Origin of the sequence: Basilea psittacipulmonis DSM 24701 (assembly GCF_000743945.1) — a bacterium.
Lineage (GTDB): Bacteria > Pseudomonadota > Gammaproteobacteria > Burkholderiales > Burkholderiaceae_B > Basilea > Basilea psittacipulmonis.
On the sequence record NZ_CP009238.1, the window covers coordinates 1,145,389 to 1,168,044 of the forward strand.

The following is a 22,656-nucleotide window of genomic DNA, read 5'->3' on the forward strand; positions in this document are numbered from 1 at the left end:
TGCACCACTCCTATGGAAACAATGATAAAATTTTAATTTTTTAGAAATTATACCTTAGTTTACAGTAATTATTATGGCATTAATCGTGCATAAATATGGTGGAACATCAATGGGTTCCATCGAACGCATCAAAAACGTTGCAAAAAGAGTCGCAAAATGGCATCGTGCGGGTCATCAAGTCGTTGTTGTTCCCTCTGCCATGTCGGGGGAAACGAATCGATTACTCGGTTTGGCCAATGAAATTTCCGAAACACCTGATCCTCGCGAACTAGATATGTTGGCATCTACTGGCGAACAAGCATCTAGTGCTTTATTAGCCATTGCATTACAAACCATTGGCATTGAATCTAAGAGTTTCACAGGCTGGCAAGTACCCATCAAAACAGACGATGCATACACCAAAGCTCGAATTCGTAGCATTGATGCCGATCGCATAAAACGAGAATTAAATCAGGGCAAAGTGGTCGTCGTAACTGGCTTCCAAGGTGTTGATGAAGACAACAATATCACGACATTAGGTCGTGGTGGTTCCGACACATCTGCGGTTGCGATCGCTGCTGCCATAAAAGCCGATGAATGCTTAATTTTTACCGATGTAGATGGTGTTTACACCACAGACCCACGTATTGTGCCAGAAGCCAAACGATTGAATGTTATTTCTTTTGAAGAAATGCTTGAAATGGCCTCCTTGGGCTCAAAAGTTCTCCAGATTCGTTCTGTTGAGTTTGCAGGAAAATACCACGTCCCGCTCAGAGTCCTTTCTTCTTTAACTGACCCAGACTTACCTATCGAAGTTGAAAAACACTCCGGTACATTGATTACATATGAGGAAAATTCACAAATGGAAGCAGCTGTTGTATCTGGCATTGCATTTAGCCGAGATGAAGCCAAAATCACTCTTTTAGCCATTCCTGACAAACCAGGCATCGCTTTTGGCATTATTGGACCCATTGCGGACGCAAATATCGATATCGATATGATCATCCAAAACCAATCTGTCAACGGCACGACGGACTTTTCTTTTACCGTTTCAAAGGCTGATTTCAACCGTGCGGTACAAGTCATCAAAGAAGAAGTGGCACCTAAAATTGGTGCAAAAGATGTTTTTGTTGAACAACAAGTGTGTAAAGTTTCCATCGTGGGCATTGGCATGAAATCACATGCTGGCGTTGCAAGTCGTATGTTTGCAACACTTGCCAATGAAAATATTAACATCGAAATGGTTAGTACATCTGAAATCAAAACCTCTGTTTTAATTGAAGATAAGTATATGGAACTTGCTGTTAGAGCACTTCATAAAGCATTTGAGTTAGATAAAGAACCAGAAAATACTGGTATAAATTAATTTTTATGTTATACTAATATTTTTTTAGGAAACGTGGCCGAGAGGCTGAAGGCACTTCCCTGCTAAGGAAGCATGTGGGCTTAAACCTGCATCGAGGGTTCGAATCCCTCCGTTTCCGCCAAAATTCAAAAACCTGTATCACTTGATACAGGTTTTTTTATATCATTTCATCCCCGATCTTCACACTCTTAGTTAGCCAACTCTCATCGCCAATATATTATTTACCTGAGCCAATGGAAAACGATTTGAGATTTAATATATCATTGCACCCCAAATCTTCACACTCTTGCTTAGCCAACTCTCATCGCCAATATGTTATTTACCTGAGCCAATGGAAAACGGTTTGAGACTTAAGATATCATTGCACCCCAAATCTTCACACTCTTGCTTAGCCCCAACTCTCATCGCCAACATATTATTTGCCTGAGCCAATGGAAAACAGCTTGAGAGCTAGTTTGACCGTAAACTTTCATCTCCCATTTTATTTATCATCTGACTCATACTTGGCTGTGTCGTCACGATTTTGGGTAAACGTTCATTCCTCATTTTGTTTATCAGCTACTGACTCAATAATACAAGCGTCTTTATGCCAACAAAGCTTCCAAGGCCTCTAAACCTCGTATATCTTTGTCTTGTAATGCGACGAAATGTTTAGATAATGAGGCAAACTCTTCATTAATCATGGAAAGCACTTGTAACTGTCGTTTCGCACGATTTTGCCAAAACGCATCTGCTTGGTTTTGATCAATCACCTGATTAATAATCAGTCCTGCACAGGGCAGATGTATTTGATTAAGTTGAGACACTGCACGTTTAGTTTCTTCAAAAGGCAGTATTTCGGGAATTAACACCAATACAATGGCACATCGTTGTGCATCATGCAAAATATCTCTTGCCTGTGAAAATAATTGACGACGCTTTAACAAAATCTCTTGAGCTTGTAACCATCGTTGGCTAGAGAGTGATTTTGCTTGTTCCACAGGTGCGGCTGAAGTCAAACGCGACGCAGCTTCACGCATTTTTTGTTGACGTTGTTGCTGTGCGATTAAACCATCTGTCCAAGCTTGCATCATCTCAGGCAAAGTCAACAAACGCAAAGTATGTCCTGTCGGGGCCGTATCAAAAATAATATGGTCATATCCCCAATCTTGAAAACGAACCAAATAAGTACAAATTGCTTCCAAAATAGCGGCCTCTTCTGCTCCAGGGGCCTGTTTGGACAATTTCAAAAATTCCTGCACTTTCGGAAACATATCAGGATTAGTGTATTGACGAACATTATCCTCTATCTGCTTAAAATGCATATCGACAATCTTTTGTGTATCTAATTCGATAGCATCTAAATAAGGCGTAATAGACGTTATCTCGCCACTTAAAGGTCGATCCAATGCATCGCCCAGACTATGAGCGGGGTCCGTGGAAATAATCAAAGTTTTCTTTTTTTCTGTCGATAATCTTACCGCAATGCAAGCAGCACTGGTTGTCTTGCCTACACCACCCTTGCCACCTACAAAAATAATCGGTCGATTAAATAAATCTAATAAAAAAGACATCTTAACAACACCCAAAATGATCAAAAGGCGATTTTTCCATCCCCATACGTTGATGCCACTCGTGAAAGGCTTCCAGAAAAAAAGGCTGAAGTTCTAGCGTATAAAATGCCACAGGATTAGGCATTCCTAGACTTTCAGCAAAGAGCATTAACATAAAAAAATCTTCTTCATCTCGATTTGCTTTTAAAAGCGTACGACGATAAGGTGCATAGTAAAACTCGTTTAAGCCCTCACAGAATAATTGCCATTTTGATTTCATAAGCAGGTCACCATAAAAAAGGCATATGAAAAGTTTATTCTCATATGCCTATTGATAAACGATGAATTATTCAACGTCTCGAAGATTCGCTACCTTACCTTTGGGCCACTCTTTTCTTAAAACATGAGCACATTCCAATGTCACCATGATGGCAGAGATTAAGATAATCGCTCCCAAGACAAATAATAACCATTGTTCATTCACAAAATAACGTTGTAATTCAAAGAACAAGGCAATCACCGTCATGGTTAATAAGAACGCCATCGGTAATAAGGTGTACCAGCTCTTAATCCCTCTTCTTAACAAGATCACCGTCACGATCAACAAGGTCAACCCAGCCATTAATTGGTTAGTCGTACCAAATAAAGGCCAAATCGTTAAACCACCTGATCCATCAGAACCGCCTGTACCAAATACCAATAAGACACAAATACCAACGGCTAATAATGTAGCGACCGAACCTTTGGTCAACACAGGTAAACGATAAGCTTCACCAACTTCTTGCAAGATGTAACGCTGTAGGCGAACCCCAGTATCCATTGTGGTACCTGCAAACAAAGCCGCCATCACAGTTAACATCGTAGCCGAAAGTTCGGATGACAGGCCCACCCCTCTTTCCATAATGCTCGCACCACCATTAATAAAGGCTGTAATACCGCCTTTACCAAAGTCACTATATACTGCTTCCCATTCTGTTAATGTAGCAAACCCTGCTGTCGTAGCAATAATCGCGACTAAAGCCAACAATCCCTCACCCATGGCACCCAAATAGCCTACAAAACGAATATCTGTTTCTTTGTTGACTTGTTTAGATGTTGTTCCAGTAGAAACCAGTCCATGAAAGCCCGAGATAGCACCGCATGCAATGGTCACAAAGAGTAACGGCATGATAGGTGCACTGTAAGCTGCTTCATTCTCATTAAAAGCAGGAGCCACCACATCGGGTGAAACGATAATTACCGAAGCATACAGTACAATCAATCCTACAAATAACTGCAAACCATTAATATAATCTCTAGGTTGCAACAGCATCCACACGGGTAAAATAGAGGCGATGGCCGCATATACAAACAGAATAATAATCCACCATGCCACATCATTTAAGCCAAGCATTTCTTTGGGCAGTTCAATGGGGAACATCGGTCCCATATAAATCAATAGGTATAAAGCGATTACACCCAGTAAAGAAACGATGGGTAAAGACAATTTAAATCGATAGATACATTGACCGATGATAAATGCCACCACCAAAGCTCCCCAAACAGGTAGCACAGAACTCGGTGTATTTACCATCATGCGACCAATCACCGTACCAAAAGCCGTATTCACCATCAATAGCAGTAAAAAAATCACGACCAATAACAATACTCTAGCTCTTGGACCAATTAAATTCCCAACAATCGTCGCCATAGAATGACCTTTATTGCGGGTACTGGCCCAAATCGCCGCCATATCATGTACACCAGCCATAAAAATCGTTCCCAACACCACCCATAAAAAGGCAGGCAACCATCCCCAGAAAACCGCAATCGCTGGCCCCACGATAGGTGCTGCCCCTGCTACCGAGGTAAAATGATGGCCCCATAATACAAACTTATTTGTGGGAACATAATCGACACCATCATTAAACTCATGAGCAGGCGTTTTAAAATTCGGATCCAGTTTAAATACTTTACTCGCAATAAATTTTGAATAAAAGAAATAGCCCGACAACATGCCTGCTACGCCTAATATGAGCATCACAATACTATTCATGAACACCCTCCTACTAATATCATTTCACTTTGAAATTATTTTATTGAAAATCGGAAAAAATAGTTATAGGGGTTATCCCTAGTCGCCATCTATAAAAAAACCGCTTTCATCCATTAAGACAAAAGCGGTTAGATTCAGTCTGTGAGATATCAAGCATGGCCTTGGCTGGCATAATGCTTGAGTTCGATAATTTTCTGCTCCAGTTCTGGACTAGTTTGTAAGGCAATGACAGGCTCATGCGTATCTTCTGTTTCACTCATCTGCAAACGAATGCTTTGTCCCTCAAACGTATCAGGATCGGCTTGGATTTCTACATATTTTTTCAACAATTCATCGATCCCCGCTTGGGCTGTTTTTAAGCTATCATCCAACTGATCGGGGGTCGTATTTCTAAAAGCATTATCAATGGTTCTAGACAGATCCCAAGTAAAAAATAATAATGCCTTAGGCCCCTTTACTTCTGGGTGTTCATATCCCCATGTTTGTTCAATCATACGCTTTCTCTTTAAATATTATTAAACTGTAATTGGTAAAGATGAGCATAATGTCCTTCTTTTTTCATTAACTCATCATGCGTACCAAATTCGATAATTTTACCAGCATTCACTACTGCAATTTTATCAGCATTTTTAATCGTCGATAAACGATGGGCAATCACTAAGGTTGAGCGACCCACCATCAGCTTATCCATCGCCGCTTGAACTAATCGTTCTGACTCATTATCTAATGCTGAGGTCGCCTCATCCAAAATAAGAATAGGTGCGTTTTTAATCATGGCACGAGCAATCGCCAAACGTTGACGTTGGCCACCTGACAACCAAGAACCATCCTCACCCACTTCTGTATGAATACCATTTGGCATGGTTTTAATGTGATCCCATAAATTAGCGACTTTCAACGCGTCTTCAATTTCTTCGTCGCTGACTGCTTTGGTCGTACCATACGCAACGTTTTGGGCAATTGTACCTTTAAATAAGAATACTTTCTGGCTAACCAAAGAGATATGTTCACGCAAGGTATGCAAACTTATATCATGAATATTTTTGTCAGCAATCAGAATCTTACCCTCATCAATATCGATAAATCTAGGTAAGGTATTGACCAAAGTCGTTTTACCCCCACCAGAACGCCCCACAAAGGCAACTGTTTCACCAGGTTCAATCACCAGATTAATATTGTCCAAATTCTTATGATCACTACCTGGATAAGTAAATGAAACATGCTGATATTCAATACGTAAATTACCCACTGGCAAATGCGTTTCTTTTCCTGTGTCTTTTTCAGGTAACTCATCTAAAAACTGGTACACGTTTTCAGTTGAGGCAATCGCATTTTGCATTAAAGTCGCCAATCCTGTTAAACGTTTAATCGGATCAAAAATCTGCAACAACGCTGCACAAAAGGCCATAAATGAACCCACCGTCAAATAACCTTGTGCACTTTGGTAAATCGCGGCACCGATAATACATCCCACGGCAACAGAAATCATCAACTGCGTCACGGGGGTCACGGCCGAAGCGGCTGCAGTGGCTTTCATCGCTTGACGACGCATTTCACGGTTCACGTCGTCGTAACGCTTCATCTCAAAATCCTGAGCCATAAATAATTTAATCTCTCTTTGGCCATCAATAGATTCTTTGACTCGTGTGGTATGTTCCACGCCCAAATTAATCTGTGCACGACTGGTTTTTCTAAGCTTTAATGAGAAATAACGCGACACGACAGCAATAATCGGCATCAAGATAATAATAATCAGAGTCAGCCGCCATGATAAATACAGCAATAAGCCAAACACAGAGATAATCACAAACACTTCTCTGACCAAGTTAGTAAATAAGCTTACCGCTGAAGACGCAATGCTATTAACGTCCTGAATAAAACGGTTCAAAATTCTCCCAGAATCACCTTTCTGGTACACCGAGTCAGGCAAAGAAATGAGTTTTGCGTACATATCTCTTCTAAGATTGTATAAAACATTATTCACAATCCAAGCCACGCAGTAATCCGCACAAAAACTCAATATTCCTCTCAGTAAAAACAAGCCAACAATGGCACATGGAATCATCCAAACATAATGCAAATGAGTTTTGCTATCAAAGCCGTTATCAAGCAATGGCTTCATAATATAAGCTAGCCCTGCTTGAGTAGAAGACGCAGCAAACGTCAAGCCCATGGCCAGAATCAACATTTTCCAGTAAACCGTCACGCGACCAGCAAGTTTTCGCAATAATGCCCTGTCATTTGCTTCTTTATTTTTTACTTCAAGATTCTTTTCTTTATCCGTTTCCATGACTTTTAAAAAATTTAAAATAAGGTTATATTATCTCACAAAACACACGCTTATTAAGAGACGATAGAAACCAGTATTATGAAAAAACAAAGAATATATCTAAGAATACCTAATTGGATAGGCGATGTCTGTATGTCACTTCCCTCAATAGAAGCACTCATACAAGAAAATATCGAATTAGTCATCTGTGCAAAACCTTGGGCAAAAGAACTTTTAAGCACCCTTAACTACACAGATTTTATTGAATTAAACGGGGAAATTATTCACGATTTTACAAAAATTGCTCGCCATCTAAAAGAAAACCCTTGTGAACGCCCTCTTGCCTTGACATTACCTCATTCTTTGACCAGTGCCATCACCTTTAAAGCCGCTAAACTCAAAACTGCTGGATTTAAGGCTCAAGGTAGAAGTTTGTTACTGAGCTGGCGATTTAACATGAACCGACAAGTACATCGAGTGCAATGCTGGTATGAATTGGTCAAAAAGACCATCGAGACATGGAAAAAAATGGGAATAAATCTTAGCTCTCCGCCTGAACTTAACGACTATATTCCCTACACCATTAACCCCCAATCCCTACAAGAGGCTCAGCTCATACAGGAAACCTACCAACTTAAAGATTTTATTCTTATCGCCCCCACAGCAACTGGCAAACACAAAGGCAAGGACAAGAATTGGCCCTATTATCACGAACTGACACAAATGCTCCAAGCACAGGGATATACCGTTGCCGTGTCCGTTCCTGAAAAAGAACTAAGCATTGCAAAAGCTCACGCTCCGACGGCTTTATTTTTGCCCTCAATAAAATTAAGTACCTATATTGCATTAACGAGTTTAGCAAAATTAGTTATCTGCAATGATTCAGGTGTCGCTCATCTGTGCAGTCTTAGCCAAACACCGCAGTTAACCATGATCGGTGTCACGGATCCAAGTATTACAGCACCTTGGACTCCTCACAAATATTTAATGGGATCCTCACAAGGCTGGGCCAGTGCCCAAGACGTTTACCAAAAAGCTCTAACACTCTTACCCCCTCATCATGAGTAGTTTGCTTGTTTTTCTCATTCCACCCGTTAACCTTGCCGTTATCCTATTAGGTTTGGCCTGTTTGTGTTTACTTTGCAAAAGAAAAAAAATAGGGATTGGATTGGGATTATTTGGGGCTTTATGGGCGTTAATCTGGAGCTTACCCTATACATCCATTATGACGGGAGCTTATCTTGAAAATCTATACCCCCATAAAGACATTCAAGATATTACTGCAGCACAGGCAATTGTCGTATTAGGTGGCAACACCGCTGCCAACCGTGTGAATTGGTTTGATGACTTACCAGAAGAAACATTTAGTCGCGTTCAACGAGCGGCGGAAATTTATCACGCTGGCAAAGCACCGATTATTATTGTTTCAGGAGGCACCACTTCGGGGGTCGTCAGCGAAGCACAAGTCATGGCCCAAAGACTCAAATCCCTTGGCGTGCCATCGTCTGCGATTATTAAAGAAGAAAAAAGCACCACCACGTATGAAAATGCCAAATACACGGCCAGTATCCTCAAAGAACAGCACATTCATCACATCATTTTAGTGACATCAGCACTTCATATGCCTAGGTCCTATCATGTATTTTCCAAATATCCGATTCAGATTGAAATCGCTTCCAATCCCAATCAAATTGATATTAGCTATAACGTGCCCGTTTCTTTTTATTTTTTACCCAATGAACGGGCCTTATACGCTAGCCGAACCATCATTAAAGAATATATAGCTTGGTTTGTTTATCGTTTTAGAAATTGGATCTAATCGCTTCTAACCTCTTTAAATATAGTTAATTTTATAAACCAAACCACTATTATGTAACTGTTCTAATGCAGGCTCACTTATTGACGCTTTAAACCCGTTTAAAGACAATTCACAAACAAAATCTTGATGGGAGACCTGAACAGACACAGGCAGATGACCTGGATGTTTTTTGGCCCATTTTTTGAAACTATCCAACTGCTTCGTATCGTGAATCTCGACAGTAAGATAACGTGCATACTCATTTCTTAATGCCTCAAGCGTCATTAAACTCATGATGGCGACTCGAATAGTGCCATTGTATTCAGACACCTTAACATTAGCGATCAACAAAGATTCTTTTTGTAAGATTTCTTTGTTCATCAAATATAAATCTTCTTTGATAGAGGCTTCAATCGTTTGTGTGCCATCATTCAGTATCAAAATATAAACATGTCCATTCCCGTCTTTTTTAGGAAACACGCGGATATCCTCGATCACCCCTGCAATCATCACCGACGACATGGGTTTATTTAACTTTTGTAAAGACGTTGGAATAACTCGGCGGATTTCATCTCTCCAAATATCAAAAAGATGGTAACTAAAATGAAAGCCCAAAACAATTTTTTCATGTTCCAATAACTCTTTCATTGTCCAAGGTCGGTGGTCTTTAACCATATTATGTACCACCATGTGTGAGTCATCTGGGAATAAACTATCTTGCATACTATTTTGATGACTTTGGACAGCCGCTTCTAAACAAGATGATACAGAGGCCAACACCGCCGCACGATTCGGATCAATGCTATCAAATGCCCCTGCTTTAACCAAGTTTTCAATCATTCTACGATTCATCACTTGTTTATCTAAACGACAACAAAAATCATATAAATCTTTATAAGGGCCATTTTTCTTACGTTCCGCCACAATATACTCCATGGCCCCTTCACCAGCACCTTTAATCGCTCCCAAACCATAACGAATGGTTCGAGGCGATAAGCCTTTTTTAGTAAATTCATCTTCTACAGGCTTAAACATATAGTCTGATTCATTAATATCGACGGGTAGTATTCTTAGGCCATTGGCAATGGAATCGACGATAAAGTTTTGCATGGAATCTGTTGAGTCCATTTCAGATGAAATAGTCGCAGCCATAAACTCTGCTGGGTAATGAACTTTCATCCATGCGGTTTGCCAAGCTAATAAGGCGTAAGCAGCTGAGTGTGATTTGTTAAAACCATAGCCAGCAAATTTTTCCATCAAGTCAAACAGCTTAACGGCTAAATCGCGATCATAGCCTTTTTTGACCGCCCCTTCTTGGAATATTTCTCTTTGTTTGGCCATTTCTTCAGGCTTTTTCTTACCCATCGCACGACGAAGCAAATCGGCCCCACCCAAGCTATATCCACCGATAATTTGGGAAATCAACATAACTTGTTCTTGGTAAACAATCACACCGTAAGTACTTGATAAGGTGCTTTCTAAGTCCTTATGGAAGTAATCGATTTCCGCTCTACCATGTTTACGGTTGACAAAGTCAGTCACCATACCAGAATCTAAGGGCCCCGGTCTAAACAAAGCACATACCGCAATAATATCTTCAAAGGTACTCGGTTGTAACTCTTTTAAAAGCTTTTTCATCCCACGCGATTCTAGCTGAAACACAGCAGTCGTATTGCCCGATGATAAGAGATCAAATGTCGCTTTATCATCGACTGGAATAGACAATAAATCAAAATCTTTGGCAGCTGGATTAAAGGCTTTAATATAGGCAACGGCCCATTCTAGAATCGTTAAGTTACGTAAGCCTAAAAAGTCAAACTTCACCAAACCAACGTCTTCCACATCTCCTTTATCGTACTGTGAAATCACGCTATCATCATGTCCTGGCTGACAGTATAAAGGACAAAAATCGGTTAATTTACCAGGAGCAATTAACACACCTCCTGCGTGCATACCCACATTTCGAGTCAAGCCTTCAAGAGGAATGGAGGCATCCACTAGAGATTTAATCTGCTCATCTTGCTCATACATTCTCTTAAATTCAGGCAACTCTTTTAAAGCCCTTTCCAAAGACCAAGGATTGGCGGGATCTTGTGGAATGATTTTTGAGACATAATCACATAAGCTATAAGGTAAATCTAAGACCCTACCTACATCTCGAACAACCGCCTTAGCACCCAGCGTACCAAACGTGGCGATCTGCGATACCGCGTCTCGACCATAACGTTCTTTGACATATTCGATCACGCGATCGCGATTTGCCTTACAAAAGTCCACGTCAAAGTCGGGCATGGAAACACGTTCTGGGTTCAAAAATCGTTCAAAAAGTAAGTCATATTTCAATGGATCCAAATCCGTGATCCCCAGAGAATAAGCCACTAAAGAGCCTGCTCCCGATCCGCGACCAGGTCCGACTGGCACCTGATTATTTTTTGCCCAGTTAATGAAATCTTGAACGATCAAGAAGTAGCCAGGGAACTTCATTTTAATAATGACATCACATTCATTATTTAATCGTTCAACGTAAACAGGACGTTTTTCATTTCTTTCTTTTTCATCAGGATATAACTGAATCAGGCGTTTTTCCAATCCTTGCATGGAAAGCGTTCTTAAATAATCATCTAAGGTTTCTCCATTAGGCGTTGGAAAAATAGGTAATTGGGGGTTCCCCAACTCAATCGTGACATTACAACGTTTTGCAATCTCTATCGTATTGTCAATAGCACTAGGAATATCGTGAAACAGTGCTTTCATCTCTTCTGTACTTTTGAGATATTGTTCTGGTATAAAGCAACGTTCACGTTTTGGATCGGCTAAAAGATAAGAACCTAAAATACAATATTTAATTTCGTGTGATGTAAATTCTTCTTTTTCTAAAAATTGGACGGGATGAGTTGCCACCACAGGAATATCCGTTTCACTGGCCAACTGACAAGCCGCCTGAACATAGACTTCATCATCGTCAAACCCTGCTCGTTGCAACTCAATATAGAAATCATCACCAAACTCTTTTTTCCATGCTAAGGCCAGTGTTTTAGCTTGTTCATACTTTCCACTCATTAACAAATGGCCTATTTCACCATGTTTGCCACCCGATAAAAGAATCAATCCACGATATTTTTTCAGCCATTCTTTGCAAATTTCAGCATGATCTTTACGTACATTATTTAGCCATGCTTGGGAAATCAATTCACACAAGCTATGATAGCCTTCTTTATTTTTAGCAATAGCCAATAATCGATGCGGATTGGCTAAGTCTTCTTCATTTTCAACGATTAAATCACAAGCAACGATAGGTTTGATTCCCGCTTTTCTGGCTGCTTTATAAAGTTTAATAAAACCAAATAAATTCATTTGATCACTTAATGCAATCGCGGGTTGCTCAAAAGATTCTAACTTTTTAATCAAATGAGGAATATTAACAATACCATCTACAATCGAATACTCTGAGTGAAGTCTTAAATGAACAAACATAGCACTACCAAATTTTTATCGGGACAAACTTATATTTTAAAGGATTATGACCAGCACCTATCATGAATTTTGTAAATACTGACATTATCCGTCTATTAAGCTAAACCGAGACTCTCCCACATTTTGTATAAACGTTTTACCGACACTGGCATCGGCGTTTTTAACTCTTGTGCAAACAACATCACTCTTAACTCTTGCAACATAAAGAAAAAAGTCTCTAGATGGTCATCTACCCTACCTTTGAGCATTTGTTTTTTACGTCCATACATTTGCCATAAAGGTTTTAATTCTGACATTAGTTTTTGGTCTCTTGCGGGATCTTGTTTGATTTTGTCGATACGTCTTAGCGTAGCTTGCAAATAACGCGGGAGATGTTTTATTTGCTCAAATGGTGTACTGGATAAAAAGCCTTTAAACACCAGCAATTTCAAATTTTCACTTATATCTTCTTGTGCCTGAGTAAAGGCTTTAATGGAAGATATATTTTTTTGAACCATCGCATAATCATTTAAGATCGTCAAGGTTAATTTTGCGACTTCTTGAATGAACAGCCCCAAACGCTGTTTGATTTCCATGATTTTTAATTGAAAACTTTCTTCATCATGAGGCAAGGATTCTCCCCATCCTAAATGTTTTAATGCGGCATCTAAAATATCTTCTTTTAAGTCATCCAAAGTCCCAAAAGACAAATACAACATACCTAATTTGTCTTGTTGAGGGATTTGTTTTAATAACCCTTTGATTTGATCTTTTAAAGCAAGTTTATACAATCTTAGCAAGCCTTTTTGATGTGCGATCATTGCCTGTGCTTGTTCATCAAACACATCCATTTGACAATGATCACCATGATCGACCAAGGCTGCATAACCCATTAGGGTTTGGTGATTTTTCTGGATTTCTAAGATCTCTGGCATCGCCCCAAAATCCCATGTCACAATACGATCTTTTTTAATCTTATCCAAGTCAGACTGTTTATGAACAAGCTGTTGCAGACTTTCACGTGCCAAATGACCATGAGTCGCTTTTAACATATCCAGATGTCTTCCAGCCGATAGCATGCGTCCGTGTTCATCAACAATTTTAAAATTCATAAAACAATGAGGTGGCAAGCTTGATTCTTGGAAATCATGCACAGTGACGTGAATTCGTTTCTTCTCGTAAATATCATCACATAATGCTTGCACCAATGATTTATCCATTTTTAAATCTTGCTGATCAAAATACTGATGATAAAAATTTTCCGCGTAATCGGGTAGCGGTACACAAGACTTTCTTAATTTCTGGGGCAATGATTTTAATAAGGCCAATACTTTTTCTTTTAGCATCCCCGGTACTAACCAAGTACAAGGTTTATCCGATAGTTGATTTAAGGCATAAACAGGAACGGTAGCCGTGACACCATCTTTGGGAGAGCCCGGCTCAAAATGATAACTTAACGAGAGTTTGAGTTCGCCTAAATTTAATTTTTTGGGAAATGTTTCACTGGTAATCCCTTGTGCGTCATGACGCATCAAATCTTCTTTACTCAGCAATAATGTTTTCTTTTGTTCCTCATTTAACTGTTTATACCATCTTTCTAACGCAACTGTTTTATGGATATGTGAGGGAATTTTTTCCTTATAAAAATTCAAAATTAAGGCATCATCCACCAAAATATCCTGTCTGCGAGAGCGATGTTCCAAACGCTCAACTTCATCGATAATTTTCTGATTATGTTTTAAAAACGGCAAGTTTGTTTGTATATCTCCCGTCATCAATGCGTCGCGTATAAAGATTTCATGAGCCTGTTCAATATCGACGGGTTGTCTTTTTCTGCCTGTATAAATAGGTAATCCATACAAAGTGGCTCGTTCATTAACCAGCACCTGACCTTGTTTAGCATACCATTGTGGATCGGAATAGTGTTTTTGTAACAAGTGTTCGCCAACTCCCTCTATCCACTTAGGATCAATATTAGCGATACAACGGGCATACAATTTACTCGTCTCCACTAACTCAGAAGCCATAATCCACTTACCTGCTTTTTTTCTTAACGTTGATGAGGGATGTATCGTGAATTTGATACCTCTGGCACCTTGATAAGAGGCTTGTTGAGGAACCTCTTCCGTCAGTATTTTCAAACCCAAATTACCTAATAAGCCAGCCATTAAACTGGTATGAATCTGTTCATAGGTGGCTGCAAGCTCATTAACACGCCATCCTCGTTCTTTAATCAAAGTCAAAATCTGCGAATGTACATCATGCCACTCTCTTAATCTTAAAGAAGATAAAAAATTGTCTTTTAATTTTTGTTGTAATTTACGTTGAGAATCCTTGTGTTTAACCGCATCATGATACCAATCCCAGAGTTTTAAATAACTCATAAATTCAGATTGATCATCTTGAAATTTAGCGTGTAGCTGTTGTGCCAAATCTCTCTGTTCTAGAGGACGTTCACGCGGATCTTGAATCGTTAATGCCGACGCAATCACCAAAACTTCTTTCAGACTTTGATTTTCCTTAGCCGCCAAGATCATTCTTCCCACTCTTGGGTCCAGCGGTAAACTGGATAAAACCTTACCAATAGGGGTTAATTGATTCTTATCATTTAAGGCATTTAATTCACGAAGCTGAGCCATACCATCTGAAAAAGCTCGACGACTGGGCATTTGTATAAAAGGAAAACTTTCGACATCGTGAATCCTGAGTGCTTTCATTTGTAAGATAACGGAAGCTAACGAACTTCGCAAAATCTCTGGATCTGTAAATTCAGGGCGTTTCTCATAATCCTCTTCATCATAAAGTCGAATGCACACCCCTTCAGCCAGTCGTCCACAACGTCCACTTCTTTGTTTAGCCGATGCTTTACTAATCGGCTCAATCTCAAGCTGTTCAACCTTATTTTTCAAAGAATATCGTTTGACTCGAGCTAAACCACTATCTATCACAAAACGAATACCTGGCACAGTCAAAGAAGTTTCTGCCACGTTAGTTGCCAAAATAATTCTACGTAACTGACTATCCACTTTAAAAATACGTTCCTGTTCTTGTTGGGATAATCTGGCATACAAAGGTAGAATCAAGGCACCAGATAAATGATGTTTTTGCAAGGCTTGAGCAGCTTCTCGAATTTCACGTTCACCTGGCAAAAAAATCAAAATATCACCTGTTCCATGATGAATACACTCATCCACCGCATCCACAATAGCATCCATCAAATCACGTTCTTCATCTGTTTCGCTTGCAGTGGTATCGGTTCCAAAATTAACAGGACGATAGCGAATTTCGACAGGATATAAACGACCCGATACCTCAATAATCGGCACTTTTTTATTATTTTCCTCAAAGTGCTGGGCAAAGCGTTGTGCATCAATCGTAGCAGAGGTCACAATTAATTTAAGATCACGACGTTTCTTTAATAAAGGTTTCAGAAATCCTAATAAGAAATCAATATTTAAACTGCGTTCATGAGCTTCATCGATAATAATGGTGTCATAACGTTTTAACAGCGGATCATTTTGCAATTCAGCCAATAATATGCCATCTGTCATCAGCTTTATTTTGGTCTGTTCACTGCGTTTTTCATGAAACCGTATTTGATAGCCGACCCATTGACCTAATTCAGACTTCAATTCTGCAGCCAACCGTTTCGCCACTGAAGTCGCTGCTAGCCGTCTTGGTTGCGTATGGCCAATTATCTTTCCTTTTGCCCCTCTACCGATTTGCAGACATAGCTTAGGAATTTGTGTCGTTTTTCCAGAACCTGTTTCACCGCAAATAACGACCACTTGATGAGTTTCAATCGCTATTCTAATTTCATCAAGCATCCCTACTACAGGCAAATTATCGTCATATTCTATCGTTGGTAACATCATATTTGATTTATTTTTTCTAAACACACTATTATCCCATAGACTATAATCTTGGTAAAATAGGCAACTTAAAATCTGTTCAATGACGTTTTTATGGGAATCTCTGTCATGACCAATCATTACCCTATTCAACCATCTACTGATCATGAAACCTTTTCTGCTGCGGATGCCCCCATATCATCACCGGCACAGTTCGTTCGTTGGTTTCGAGAGGTAGCACCGCATATTCACAACATTCGAGGAAAAACTTTTGTCATTGGTTTTGGAGGCGATCTCATCAAAGCAGGACGACTTCATGCTTTGGTCAACGACTTATCGCTACTGAATTCATTAGGGGTTAGATTGGTGTTAGTTCATGGCTCTAGACCTCAATCAAATGAACAAATGGAGATCAAAGGGTTAACGCCCATTTTTAATAAAAAACCTCACCCCATTGATGAACAGGCGTTTGAGTGTGCCAAAGAAGCAGCAGGCGAAATCCGCTTAGATATTGAAGCCGCCTTTAGTCGCGGATTACCCAATACACCTATGTCAAACTCTCATATTTTGGTGGTTTCAGGTAATTTTATTACTGCTAAACCTCAAGGTATTATCGATGGCATTGATTACCAATACATGGGCGTTGTTCGCAAAGTAGATGTCGAAGCCATCAACCGTGCATTAGGCCCTAATTCTATTGTCTTACTGTCACCTATTGGATTTTCGCCTACAGGTGATGCGTTCAATGTCGGTATGGAAGAAGTTGCCACTTCAGTCGCTAAAGCCATAAAAGCCGATCGTTTGGTCTTTTTAACACCTCCAAATATTTTATTAAGAGACGAGCAAAACGAGATTATTACCGAAATTCCTCGACCTGAAGCAGAAAAATTACTGAATGACATCACCGATGAAGAAGCAAAAATCTTTTTGAAATACGCTTCTGATGCCGTTAAAAATGGCGTAAAACGGGCCCACTTCATTCCTTTTGAAATCGATGGCGGATTGCTATTGGAGCATTTTACGCATGATGGTGTTGGAACCATGGTAGTCGAGGACAAATTAGATGATTTGCGTCCTGCAGCGTTTAAAGATATTGGTGCCATTCTTCAACTTATCGAACCTTTAGAAGCAAATGGTACGCTTGTTCCCAGAGGCAGAAGCGTCATTGAACGAGACCTCAAATACTTCACCGTGCTAGAACATGATGGCGTGGTATATGGATGCGTTTCTTTAATTCCTTACCCAGAATCCGATATGGCTGAAATGGCCTGTTTGATTATCAATCCAGAATGGCAAGGGCATGGTGAGGGCGAATTACTATTACATCATATTGAACATAAAGCTAGGGCACTCGGTATCAAAAAACTATTTGTGCTAACGACCCAAACATCACATTGGTTTGTTAAACGCGGATTTGTCAAAGGCACTATTTCTGATTTGCCAAAGCCCAAACAAGCTGTGTACAATCACTCTCGAAACAGTCTAATTTTTATTAAACAACTTATGAAGGAAATATCATGACAAGAATGGTTCACTGCGTAAAACTCAAAAAAGAAGCTGAAGGACTAGCTGCTCCACCCTATCCTGGTGAAATTGGTGTTCGCATTTGGCGTGAAATTTCAAAAGAAGCGTGGATGCAATGGATACAGGTCCAAACGCGTTTAGTTAACGAAAATCGTCTTAATCTTGCTGATTCCCGTGCCAGAAAATATTTATTACAACAAATGGAAAACTATCTATTTGGTGGTGCGGAGGTAGAAGCACAAGGTTACGTTCCCCCTTCTCAGTAAATTTTAAGCGGTCATTCAGACCGCTTTTTTGTTTCGCTGTATCAGCATTAACATCGCTACGCCTTTAAGCTTATCGTGTACTGTTCAACATCAGCCAGAACAACCCGTTGAGCATGAAGTTAGTACTTCCAAGCTTATCGTTTATGCTTCAACATCAGTACTTAACACAGAAGTCACCTTATTCAAGTGACTTTTTGGTATCCGCATTAAAACAGACTTTCGGGAACGTTTTCTTCCTCTTCTGTTAAACCTGATTTAGTCCCCGGAGCTTCACGACGAGCGACTTTTTCTGCTTTTTTAACCTTTTTGTGACGAACATCCGATCCCTGAACGATGTAAATAATACCCTCTGCCATATTCGTACAATGATCTCCAATACGCTCAAAAGAACGTCCAATAAAAATCATATCGATACTTGCAGAGATATTTCGAGGATCTTCAATCATATAGGTAATCAGCTCTCGCATAATCCCTTTCCATTCTTTATCCACTGATTTATCGCTTCTTAGCACTTCAGCAGCGGCAATCGGATCTCTTCTTGCAAAAGCATCTAATACCTGTCTGAGCATATTCTTAACCATACTCGCCATATGCTCAATATCCACTTCTGATGACAGTTCCACACGTTTTTCATGTAGCTGGGCAATCATTTTTGCAATCTTATATGCCTCATCTCCCATACGTTCTAGATCCGTATTCATTTTGGAGACCATGATCACCCCACGAAGATCAACGGCAGTAGGTTGAAACAAAGCAAATAACTGAATGATGGCGTTATCAATTTCAACTTCCATGTTATTGACACGTTCTTCTAGATCATAAATCTGTTCAATAACACTATCATCTTTTGTACTTAGGGATTCCAAGATGCCATTAATCATGGCCTCAACCAACCCTCCCATTTCTAAAAACTGGGAATAAATTTTTGATAATTCATTATCAAAACGAGAATTGTAATGTACCATGGGCATATCTTTCTCCAAGCAATCATACTACGAGTTTAACGTAAAAGCATATTACGCATATCTAGGATCAGCTGTCTGACCGATAATTTTTACACCTTCTTGAGTCCCTACCAAAGCCACTGTTGCTGGACGTATCGCAAAAAGACCGCAAGTGACCACACCCGGAATATCATTAATCTGTGCTTCTAAACGAGCAGCATCTTCAATTTTTAAACCTTTAACATCGAGTATGGGATGACCATTATCCGTTAGAAAGTCTTTTCGTTCGATCACTTCAGTCGCACCTAATTGGTATAACTGACGCGACACCACTTCTTTTGAAATCGCTAATACCTCAATAGGCAAAGGAAAGGCTCCTAAATTATCGACAACTTTAGATTCATCTACGATACACACAAAATGATGTGAGGCACTGGCGACAATTTTTTCTCTTGTCAAAGCACCTCCGCCACCTTTTATCATTTCAAGTTTTGCATTAATCTCATCGGCACCATCGACATAAACTGCAAGCTCATCTACTTCGTTCAAATCAAAGACACGGATACCATGCATGGCTAAACGTTTTGCACTACGCTCCGAACTAGCTACCGCCCCACGAAAAGCATGACGATGTTCAGCCAAGGCATCAATAAAGAAATCAGCCGTAGAACCTGTTCCTATTCCAATAATCGCATCTTGAATCAAGTGCTGACGAATATGCGATAACGCTTGTTTAGCGACAGCTTGTTTTAATTGATCTTGAGTTAACATGTTCTATTTTCCTTAACGTTTAATTCGATTTTGCAAGGTGTTTCCGATAATGACACACGCCCCAACCACGCAAATTAATATCGTTGCTAAAGCATTGACTTCTGGCTTTAATCCCAATCTAACACGAGAAAAAATCTCTACAGGTAAGGTGGTGTAACCAGGCCCATTCATGAACGAAGCAATCACCACATCATCCAATGATAAAGTGAATGCTAATAACCATGAAGAAATAAGTGCAGGTAAAATCAACGGTAGAATAATTTTAAAAAATACCGTTAATGGTTTTGCACCCAAATCTAAAGCAGCCTCTTCTAAAGAACGGTCTAACTCTCTAATACGAGAAGAAACCACGACAGATACATAGGCTACACATAATGTCACATGTCCTAACCAAATCGTAAAGACACCGTTCGCTTCAGGCACACCAAACATATTTCTTAACTCAATAATCATTAAGAGTAAGGAAATACCTAAAATAACATCGGGAATAACTAAAGGTAAGTTTAATAAACCAATAAATAATCCGATACTTTTAAAGGTATTTTTTCTAACCAATACATAAGCGGCCCAAGTACCGATAAAAACTGCAGCCGTCGCACTTAAAAAAGCCACCTCGAGTGACAAATAAGCCGCAGACAACAATTCCTTATCATTGAATAATTTTTCATACCATCTCAATGAAAAACCCGTCCACGTACTACCTATCGCGGATTCATTAAATGAGAAAACAATCAAACTGATAATCGGCACATACAAAAAGAAGTAACCAAAGCCAAGAAAACAATATTTCAAAAAGCGATTATCACGGTGACTAGCATAATATTTTTTCTTTGCCATTATCGAGTCCCCCTATTGGTTTTTAGCGAGTTGTATTGGAATATCGCTAAAGGAATCAATAACACTAAAATCATCACGACCGCTACAGCCGCCGCTACAGGCCAGTTAGAATCACTAAAAAATTGATTCATCATCACTCGACCGATCATATACGTATTACTACCGCCTAATAATTCAGGGATAACATACTCACCGACGACAGGAATAAAGACTAACATAGCACCTGCAATCACGCCTGGCATGGACAAAGGTAAGGTAATGCTTACAAACGCACGCCAAGGTTTTGCCCCTAAATCATAGGCCGCATCTAACAAACGCTGATCCAATTTGACTAAATTCGTATATAGTGGCAGGATGAAAAAAGGCAAATAGGTATAAATCAATCCGATATAAACGGCAATATCGGTGCGATAAATTTCTAATGGCTGTGCAATCAGTCCCAAACTCATCAGTAATTTATTCAACAAACCTTCATTTCTTAAAATCCCCACCCATGCATATACTCGCAACAACAAAGAGGTCCAAAATGGCAGAATAACCGCCAACATCAGTATATTTCTAATACTAGGACGAGAACGAGCAATGTAATACGCCATGGGGTATCCGATCAAAATGCAGATAATGGTCGTTATCAATGCCATCTTCAAGGAATTCAAATACGCCATCAGATACATCGAATCATCCAGCATCATGGAAAAGCCTTCAAAATGCAGGCTAATATTCAACACATGATCATGTATTTGAACCAAAGGACCATAAGGTGGGATACCGAATAAAGATTCGGCAAAACTGATTTTCAAAACGATAATAAAAGGAATAAATAGACATATTATCAACCATAGATATGGCGGTAATATGGCTAAAATATCGCGATTAAATTTAAAGTTTCTCATTTTGCTAACACCGTACCACTGTCAGGTCCCCAAACAAGATACACTTCATCATCTACCCCAGGATAGTCGCCTTCCATCAAACTTAAACTTGGCACACATGCTTCTACCACTTTGCCTGAATCCAGTCTTACTTGATACAAGGTATAACTTCCCATCCAAGCAACGTGAGTCACCATGCCATGTCCAATATTATTTTCATCATCTGGATTTTCTCTTAACACGCGAATTTGTTCGGGACGAATAGAGACATACACTTCCATGCCCAAGGGTTCAGAAATACCATGACTAATGTACAAAGGCTTCATCAATTCATCTGACTCAATCAACACGTGGTCAGGCTCATCCACCACAATATGTCCCGTAAAAATATTTGTCTTACCGATAAAGCTAGCCACGAAACGAGAATTGGGATAAGTATAAATATCTTGTGGGGTACCACATTGGATAATTTGGCCATCTGTCATCACCGCCAAACGATTCGCCATGGTCATCGCTTCTTCCTGATCGTGAGTCACCATAATACAAGTCACGCCTACTTGTTCAATAATTCTGACCAGTTCAATCTGTGTTTGTTGACGGATTTGTTTATCTAATGCTGACATCGGCTCATCAAGAAGCAGTAATTTAGGACGTTTTACTAAACTTCTTGCCATGGCAACACGCTGCTGTTGGCCACCCGATAACTCATGAGGCTTACGTCTAGAATAAGCCCCCATTTGTACCAAATTTAACGCATGATAAACACGATCATGAATTTCTGCCTTATCCACGCCCTCTTGTTTTAAACCAAAGGCGACATTCGCCTCCACTGTCATATGAGGAAACAAAGCATAAGACTGGAACATCATGTTGACAGGACGTTTATAAGGAGGTACTTCGGTAATATCTACGCCATCTAAAAATATTTGTCCTGATGTAGGTGTCTCAAAACCTGCTAGCATTCTTAGCAAAGTAGATTTTCCACAACCTGAGCTACCTAATAAAGCAAAAATTTCATTACGTTCCACCGCCAAATTAACCGATTTTACGGCAACGGTATCGTTAAAAATTTTTACCACATCAACCAGTTTCACAAACTCGTCAGGGGTGACCTCATTTTGTGAACTCATGCTTATATCATTCATCGTTTCTCTACCTT

Annotated in this window: 17 protein-coding genes and 1 tRNA gene; 6 read left to right on the forward strand and 12 right to left on the reverse strand. The window is 39.7% G+C overall.

The window, feature by feature from the left end; translation table 11 throughout:
- Positions 1–73: 73 nt before the first annotated feature.
- The gene (locus tag IX83_RS04940) at positions 74–1,345 is read left to right on the forward strand and encodes an aspartate kinase (protein ID WP_038499848.1); all 1,272 of its coding nucleotides are present in this window, start codon (positions 74–76) and stop codon (positions 1,343–1,345) included.
- Between the two features lie 27 nt (positions 1,346–1,372).
- Positions 1,373–1,466 (forward strand) — tRNA-Ser (locus IX83_RS04945).
- Between the two features lie 463 nt (positions 1,467–1,929).
- Here IX83_RS04945 and IX83_RS04950 read toward each other — a convergent pair.
- The 5 genes from IX83_RS04950 to msbA form a co-directional block, all read right to left on the reverse strand.
- The gene (locus tag IX83_RS04950; RefSeq protein WP_038499850.1) at positions 1,930–2,898 is read right to left on the reverse strand and encodes an ArsA family ATPase; all 969 of its coding nucleotides are present in this window, start codon (positions 2,896–2,898) and stop codon (positions 1,930–1,932) included.
- A 1-nt stretch (position 2,899) separates the two neighbouring features.
- On the reverse strand, positions 2,900–3,157 hold the full coding sequence (locus IX83_RS04955; RefSeq protein WP_038499852.1) for a cory-CC-star protein: 258 nt from the start codon (positions 3,155–3,157) through the stop codon (positions 2,900–2,902).
- Positions 3,158–3,223: 66 nt separating this feature from the next.
- A complete protein-coding gene (locus IX83_RS04960; RefSeq protein WP_038499854.1) occupies positions 3,224–4,912 on the reverse strand; it encodes a carbon starvation CstA family protein in 1,689 nt (562 codons plus the stop codon).
- Between the two features lie 149 nt (positions 4,913–5,061).
- On the reverse strand, positions 5,062–5,406 hold the full coding sequence (locus IX83_RS04965; RefSeq protein ID WP_038499856.1) for a hypothetical protein: 345 nt from the start codon (positions 5,404–5,406) through the stop codon (positions 5,062–5,064).
- Between the two features lie 11 nt (positions 5,407–5,417).
- Entirely contained in the window at positions 5,418–7,202 is a 1,785-nt protein-coding gene (msbA, locus tag IX83_RS04970) for a lipid A export permease/ATP-binding protein MsbA (protein ID WP_077315871.1), read from the reverse strand.
- Positions 7,203–7,334: 132 nt separating this feature from the next.
- Between msbA and IX83_RS04975 the strand changes: the two genes are divergently transcribed.
- Both IX83_RS04975 and IX83_RS04980 read left to right on the forward strand, forming a co-directional pair.
- Entirely contained in the window at positions 7,335–8,249 is a 915-nt protein-coding gene (locus tag IX83_RS04975; RefSeq protein ID WP_158074703.1) for a glycosyltransferase family 9 protein, read from the forward strand.
- Positions 8,242–9,000, forward strand: coding sequence for a YdcF family protein (locus IX83_RS04980; protein ID WP_038499860.1), 759 nt, complete (start codon positions 8,242–8,244; stop codon positions 8,998–9,000). Before IX83_RS04975 ends, IX83_RS04980 begins: the two co-directional genes overlap by 8 nt.
- Before the next feature lie 15 nt (positions 9,001–9,015).
- Here the strand turns inward: IX83_RS04980 and dnaE are convergent, their stop codons facing one another.
- Positions 9,016–12,453, reverse strand: coding sequence for a DNA polymerase III subunit alpha (dnaE, locus tag IX83_RS04985; protein WP_038499862.1), 3,438 nt, complete (start codon positions 12,451–12,453; stop codon positions 9,016–9,018).
- 95 nt (positions 12,454–12,548) lie between these two features.
- Positions 12,549–16,424: an ATP-dependent RNA helicase HrpA gene (gene hrpA / locus IX83_RS04990; RefSeq protein ID WP_077315870.1), complete on the reverse strand. Its 3,876-nt coding sequence runs from the start codon at positions 16,422–16,424 to the stop codon at positions 12,549–12,551.
- On the opposite strand from hrpA, the gene argA reads away from it, so the two are divergent.
- Positions 16,413–17,804 carry an amino-acid N-acetyltransferase gene (gene argA / locus IX83_RS04995; RefSeq protein ID WP_038499864.1) on the forward strand — a complete coding sequence of 464 codons (1,392 nt, stop codon included), beginning with the start codon at positions 16,413–16,415 and terminating at the stop codon, positions 17,802–17,804. The genes hrpA and argA overlap by 12 nt on opposite strands.
- Entirely contained in the window at positions 17,801–18,073 is a 273-nt protein-coding gene (locus tag IX83_RS05000) for an oxidative damage protection protein (protein WP_038499866.1), read from the forward strand. The genes argA and IX83_RS05000 overlap by 4 nt, the downstream gene beginning before the upstream one ends.
- Before the next feature lie 206 nt (positions 18,074–18,279).
- Here IX83_RS05000 and phoU read toward each other — a convergent pair whose 3' ends face one another.
- Genes phoU through IX83_RS05025 form a run of 5 tightly spaced genes read right to left on the reverse strand, consistent with a single transcriptional unit; the run spans position 18,280 to position 22,642 of the window.
- Positions 18,280–19,044 carry a phosphate signaling complex protein PhoU gene (gene phoU / locus IX83_RS05005; protein WP_236620599.1) on the reverse strand — a complete coding sequence of 255 codons (765 nt, stop codon included), beginning with the start codon at positions 19,042–19,044 and terminating at the stop codon, positions 18,280–18,282.
- A gap of 45 nt (positions 19,045–19,089) precedes the next feature.
- Complete coding sequence (gene rpiA, locus IX83_RS05010) at positions 19,090–19,788, reverse strand: ribose-5-phosphate isomerase RpiA (protein WP_038499868.1); 699 nt, start codon at positions 19,786–19,788, stop codon at positions 19,090–19,092.
- Between the two features lie 12 nt (positions 19,789–19,800).
- The gene (locus tag IX83_RS05015) at positions 19,801–20,625 is read right to left on the reverse strand and encodes an ABC transporter permease subunit (protein ID WP_051919329.1); all 825 of its coding nucleotides are present in this window, start codon (positions 20,623–20,625) and stop codon (positions 19,801–19,803) included.
- On the reverse strand, positions 20,625–21,518 hold the full coding sequence (locus IX83_RS05020; protein WP_038499870.1) for an ABC transporter permease subunit: 894 nt from the start codon (positions 21,516–21,518) through the stop codon (positions 20,625–20,627). Before IX83_RS05020 ends, IX83_RS05015 begins: the two co-directional genes overlap by 1 nt.
- Positions 21,515–22,642: an ABC transporter ATP-binding protein gene (locus tag IX83_RS05025; protein WP_038499872.1), complete on the reverse strand. Its 1,128-nt coding sequence runs from the start codon at positions 22,640–22,642 to the stop codon at positions 21,515–21,517. The genes IX83_RS05020 and IX83_RS05025 overlap by 4 nt, the downstream gene beginning before the upstream one ends.
- Between the last annotated feature and the right edge of the window lie 14 nt (positions 22,643–22,656).

Excerpts from the sequence above, each read along its gene's own strand:
- IX83_RS05015 (WP_051919329.1), bottom strand. The coding sequence starts at position 20,625 with ATGGCAAAGAAAAAATATTATGCTAGTCACCGTGATAATCGCTTTTTG.
- IX83_RS04980 (WP_038499860.1), top strand. The coding sequence starts at position 8,242 with ATGAGTAGTTTGCTTGTTTTTCTCATTCCACCCGTTAACCTTGCCGTT.
- IX83_RS04940 (WP_038499848.1), top strand. The coding sequence starts at position 74 with ATGGCATTAATCGTGCATAAATATGGTGGAACATCAATGGGTTCCATC.
- phoU (WP_236620599.1), bottom strand. The coding sequence starts at position 19,044 with ATGCCCATGGTACATTACAATTCTCGTTTTGATAATGAATTATCAAAA.
- rpiA (WP_038499868.1), bottom strand. The coding sequence starts at position 19,788 with ATGTTAACTCAAGATCAATTAAAACAAGCTGTCGCTAAACAAGCGTTA.
- hrpA (WP_077315870.1), bottom strand. The coding sequence starts at position 16,424 with ATGATTGGTCATGACAGAGATTCCCATAAAAACGTCATTGAACAGATT.
- msbA (WP_077315871.1), bottom strand. The coding sequence starts at position 7,202 with ATGGAAACGGATAAAGAAAAGAATCTTGAAGTAAAAAATAAAGAAGCA.
- IX83_RS05000 (WP_038499866.1), top strand. The coding sequence starts at position 17,801 with ATGACAAGAATGGTTCACTGCGTAAAACTCAAAAAAGAAGCTGAAGGA.
- IX83_RS05020 (WP_038499870.1), bottom strand. The coding sequence starts at position 21,518 with ATGAGAAACTTTAAATTTAATCGCGATATTTTAGCCATATTACCGCCA.
- IX83_RS04950 (WP_038499850.1), bottom strand. The coding sequence starts at position 2,898 with ATGTCTTTTTTATTAGATTTATTTAATCGACCGATTATTTTTGTAGGT.
- IX83_RS04955 (WP_038499852.1), bottom strand. The coding sequence starts at position 3,157 with ATGAAATCAAAATGGCAATTATTCTGTGAGGGCTTAAACGAGTTTTAC.
- dnaE (WP_038499862.1), bottom strand. The coding sequence starts at position 12,453 with ATGTTTGTTCATTTAAGACTTCACTCAGAGTATTCGATTGTAGATGGT.
- argA (WP_038499864.1), top strand. The coding sequence starts at position 16,413 with ATGACCAATCATTACCCTATTCAACCATCTACTGATCATGAAACCTTT.
- IX83_RS04965 (WP_038499856.1), bottom strand. The coding sequence starts at position 5,406 with ATGATTGAACAAACATGGGGATATGAACACCCAGAAGTAAAGGGGCCT.
- IX83_RS05025 (WP_038499872.1), bottom strand. The coding sequence starts at position 22,642 with ATGAATGATATAAGCATGAGTTCACAAAATGAGGTCACCCCTGACGAG.
- IX83_RS04975 (WP_158074703.1), top strand. The coding sequence starts at position 7,335 with ATGTCACTTCCCTCAATAGAAGCACTCATACAAGAAAATATCGAATTA.
- IX83_RS04960 (WP_038499854.1), bottom strand. The coding sequence starts at position 4,912 with ATGAATAGTATTGTGATGCTCATATTAGGCGTAGCAGGCATGTTGTCG.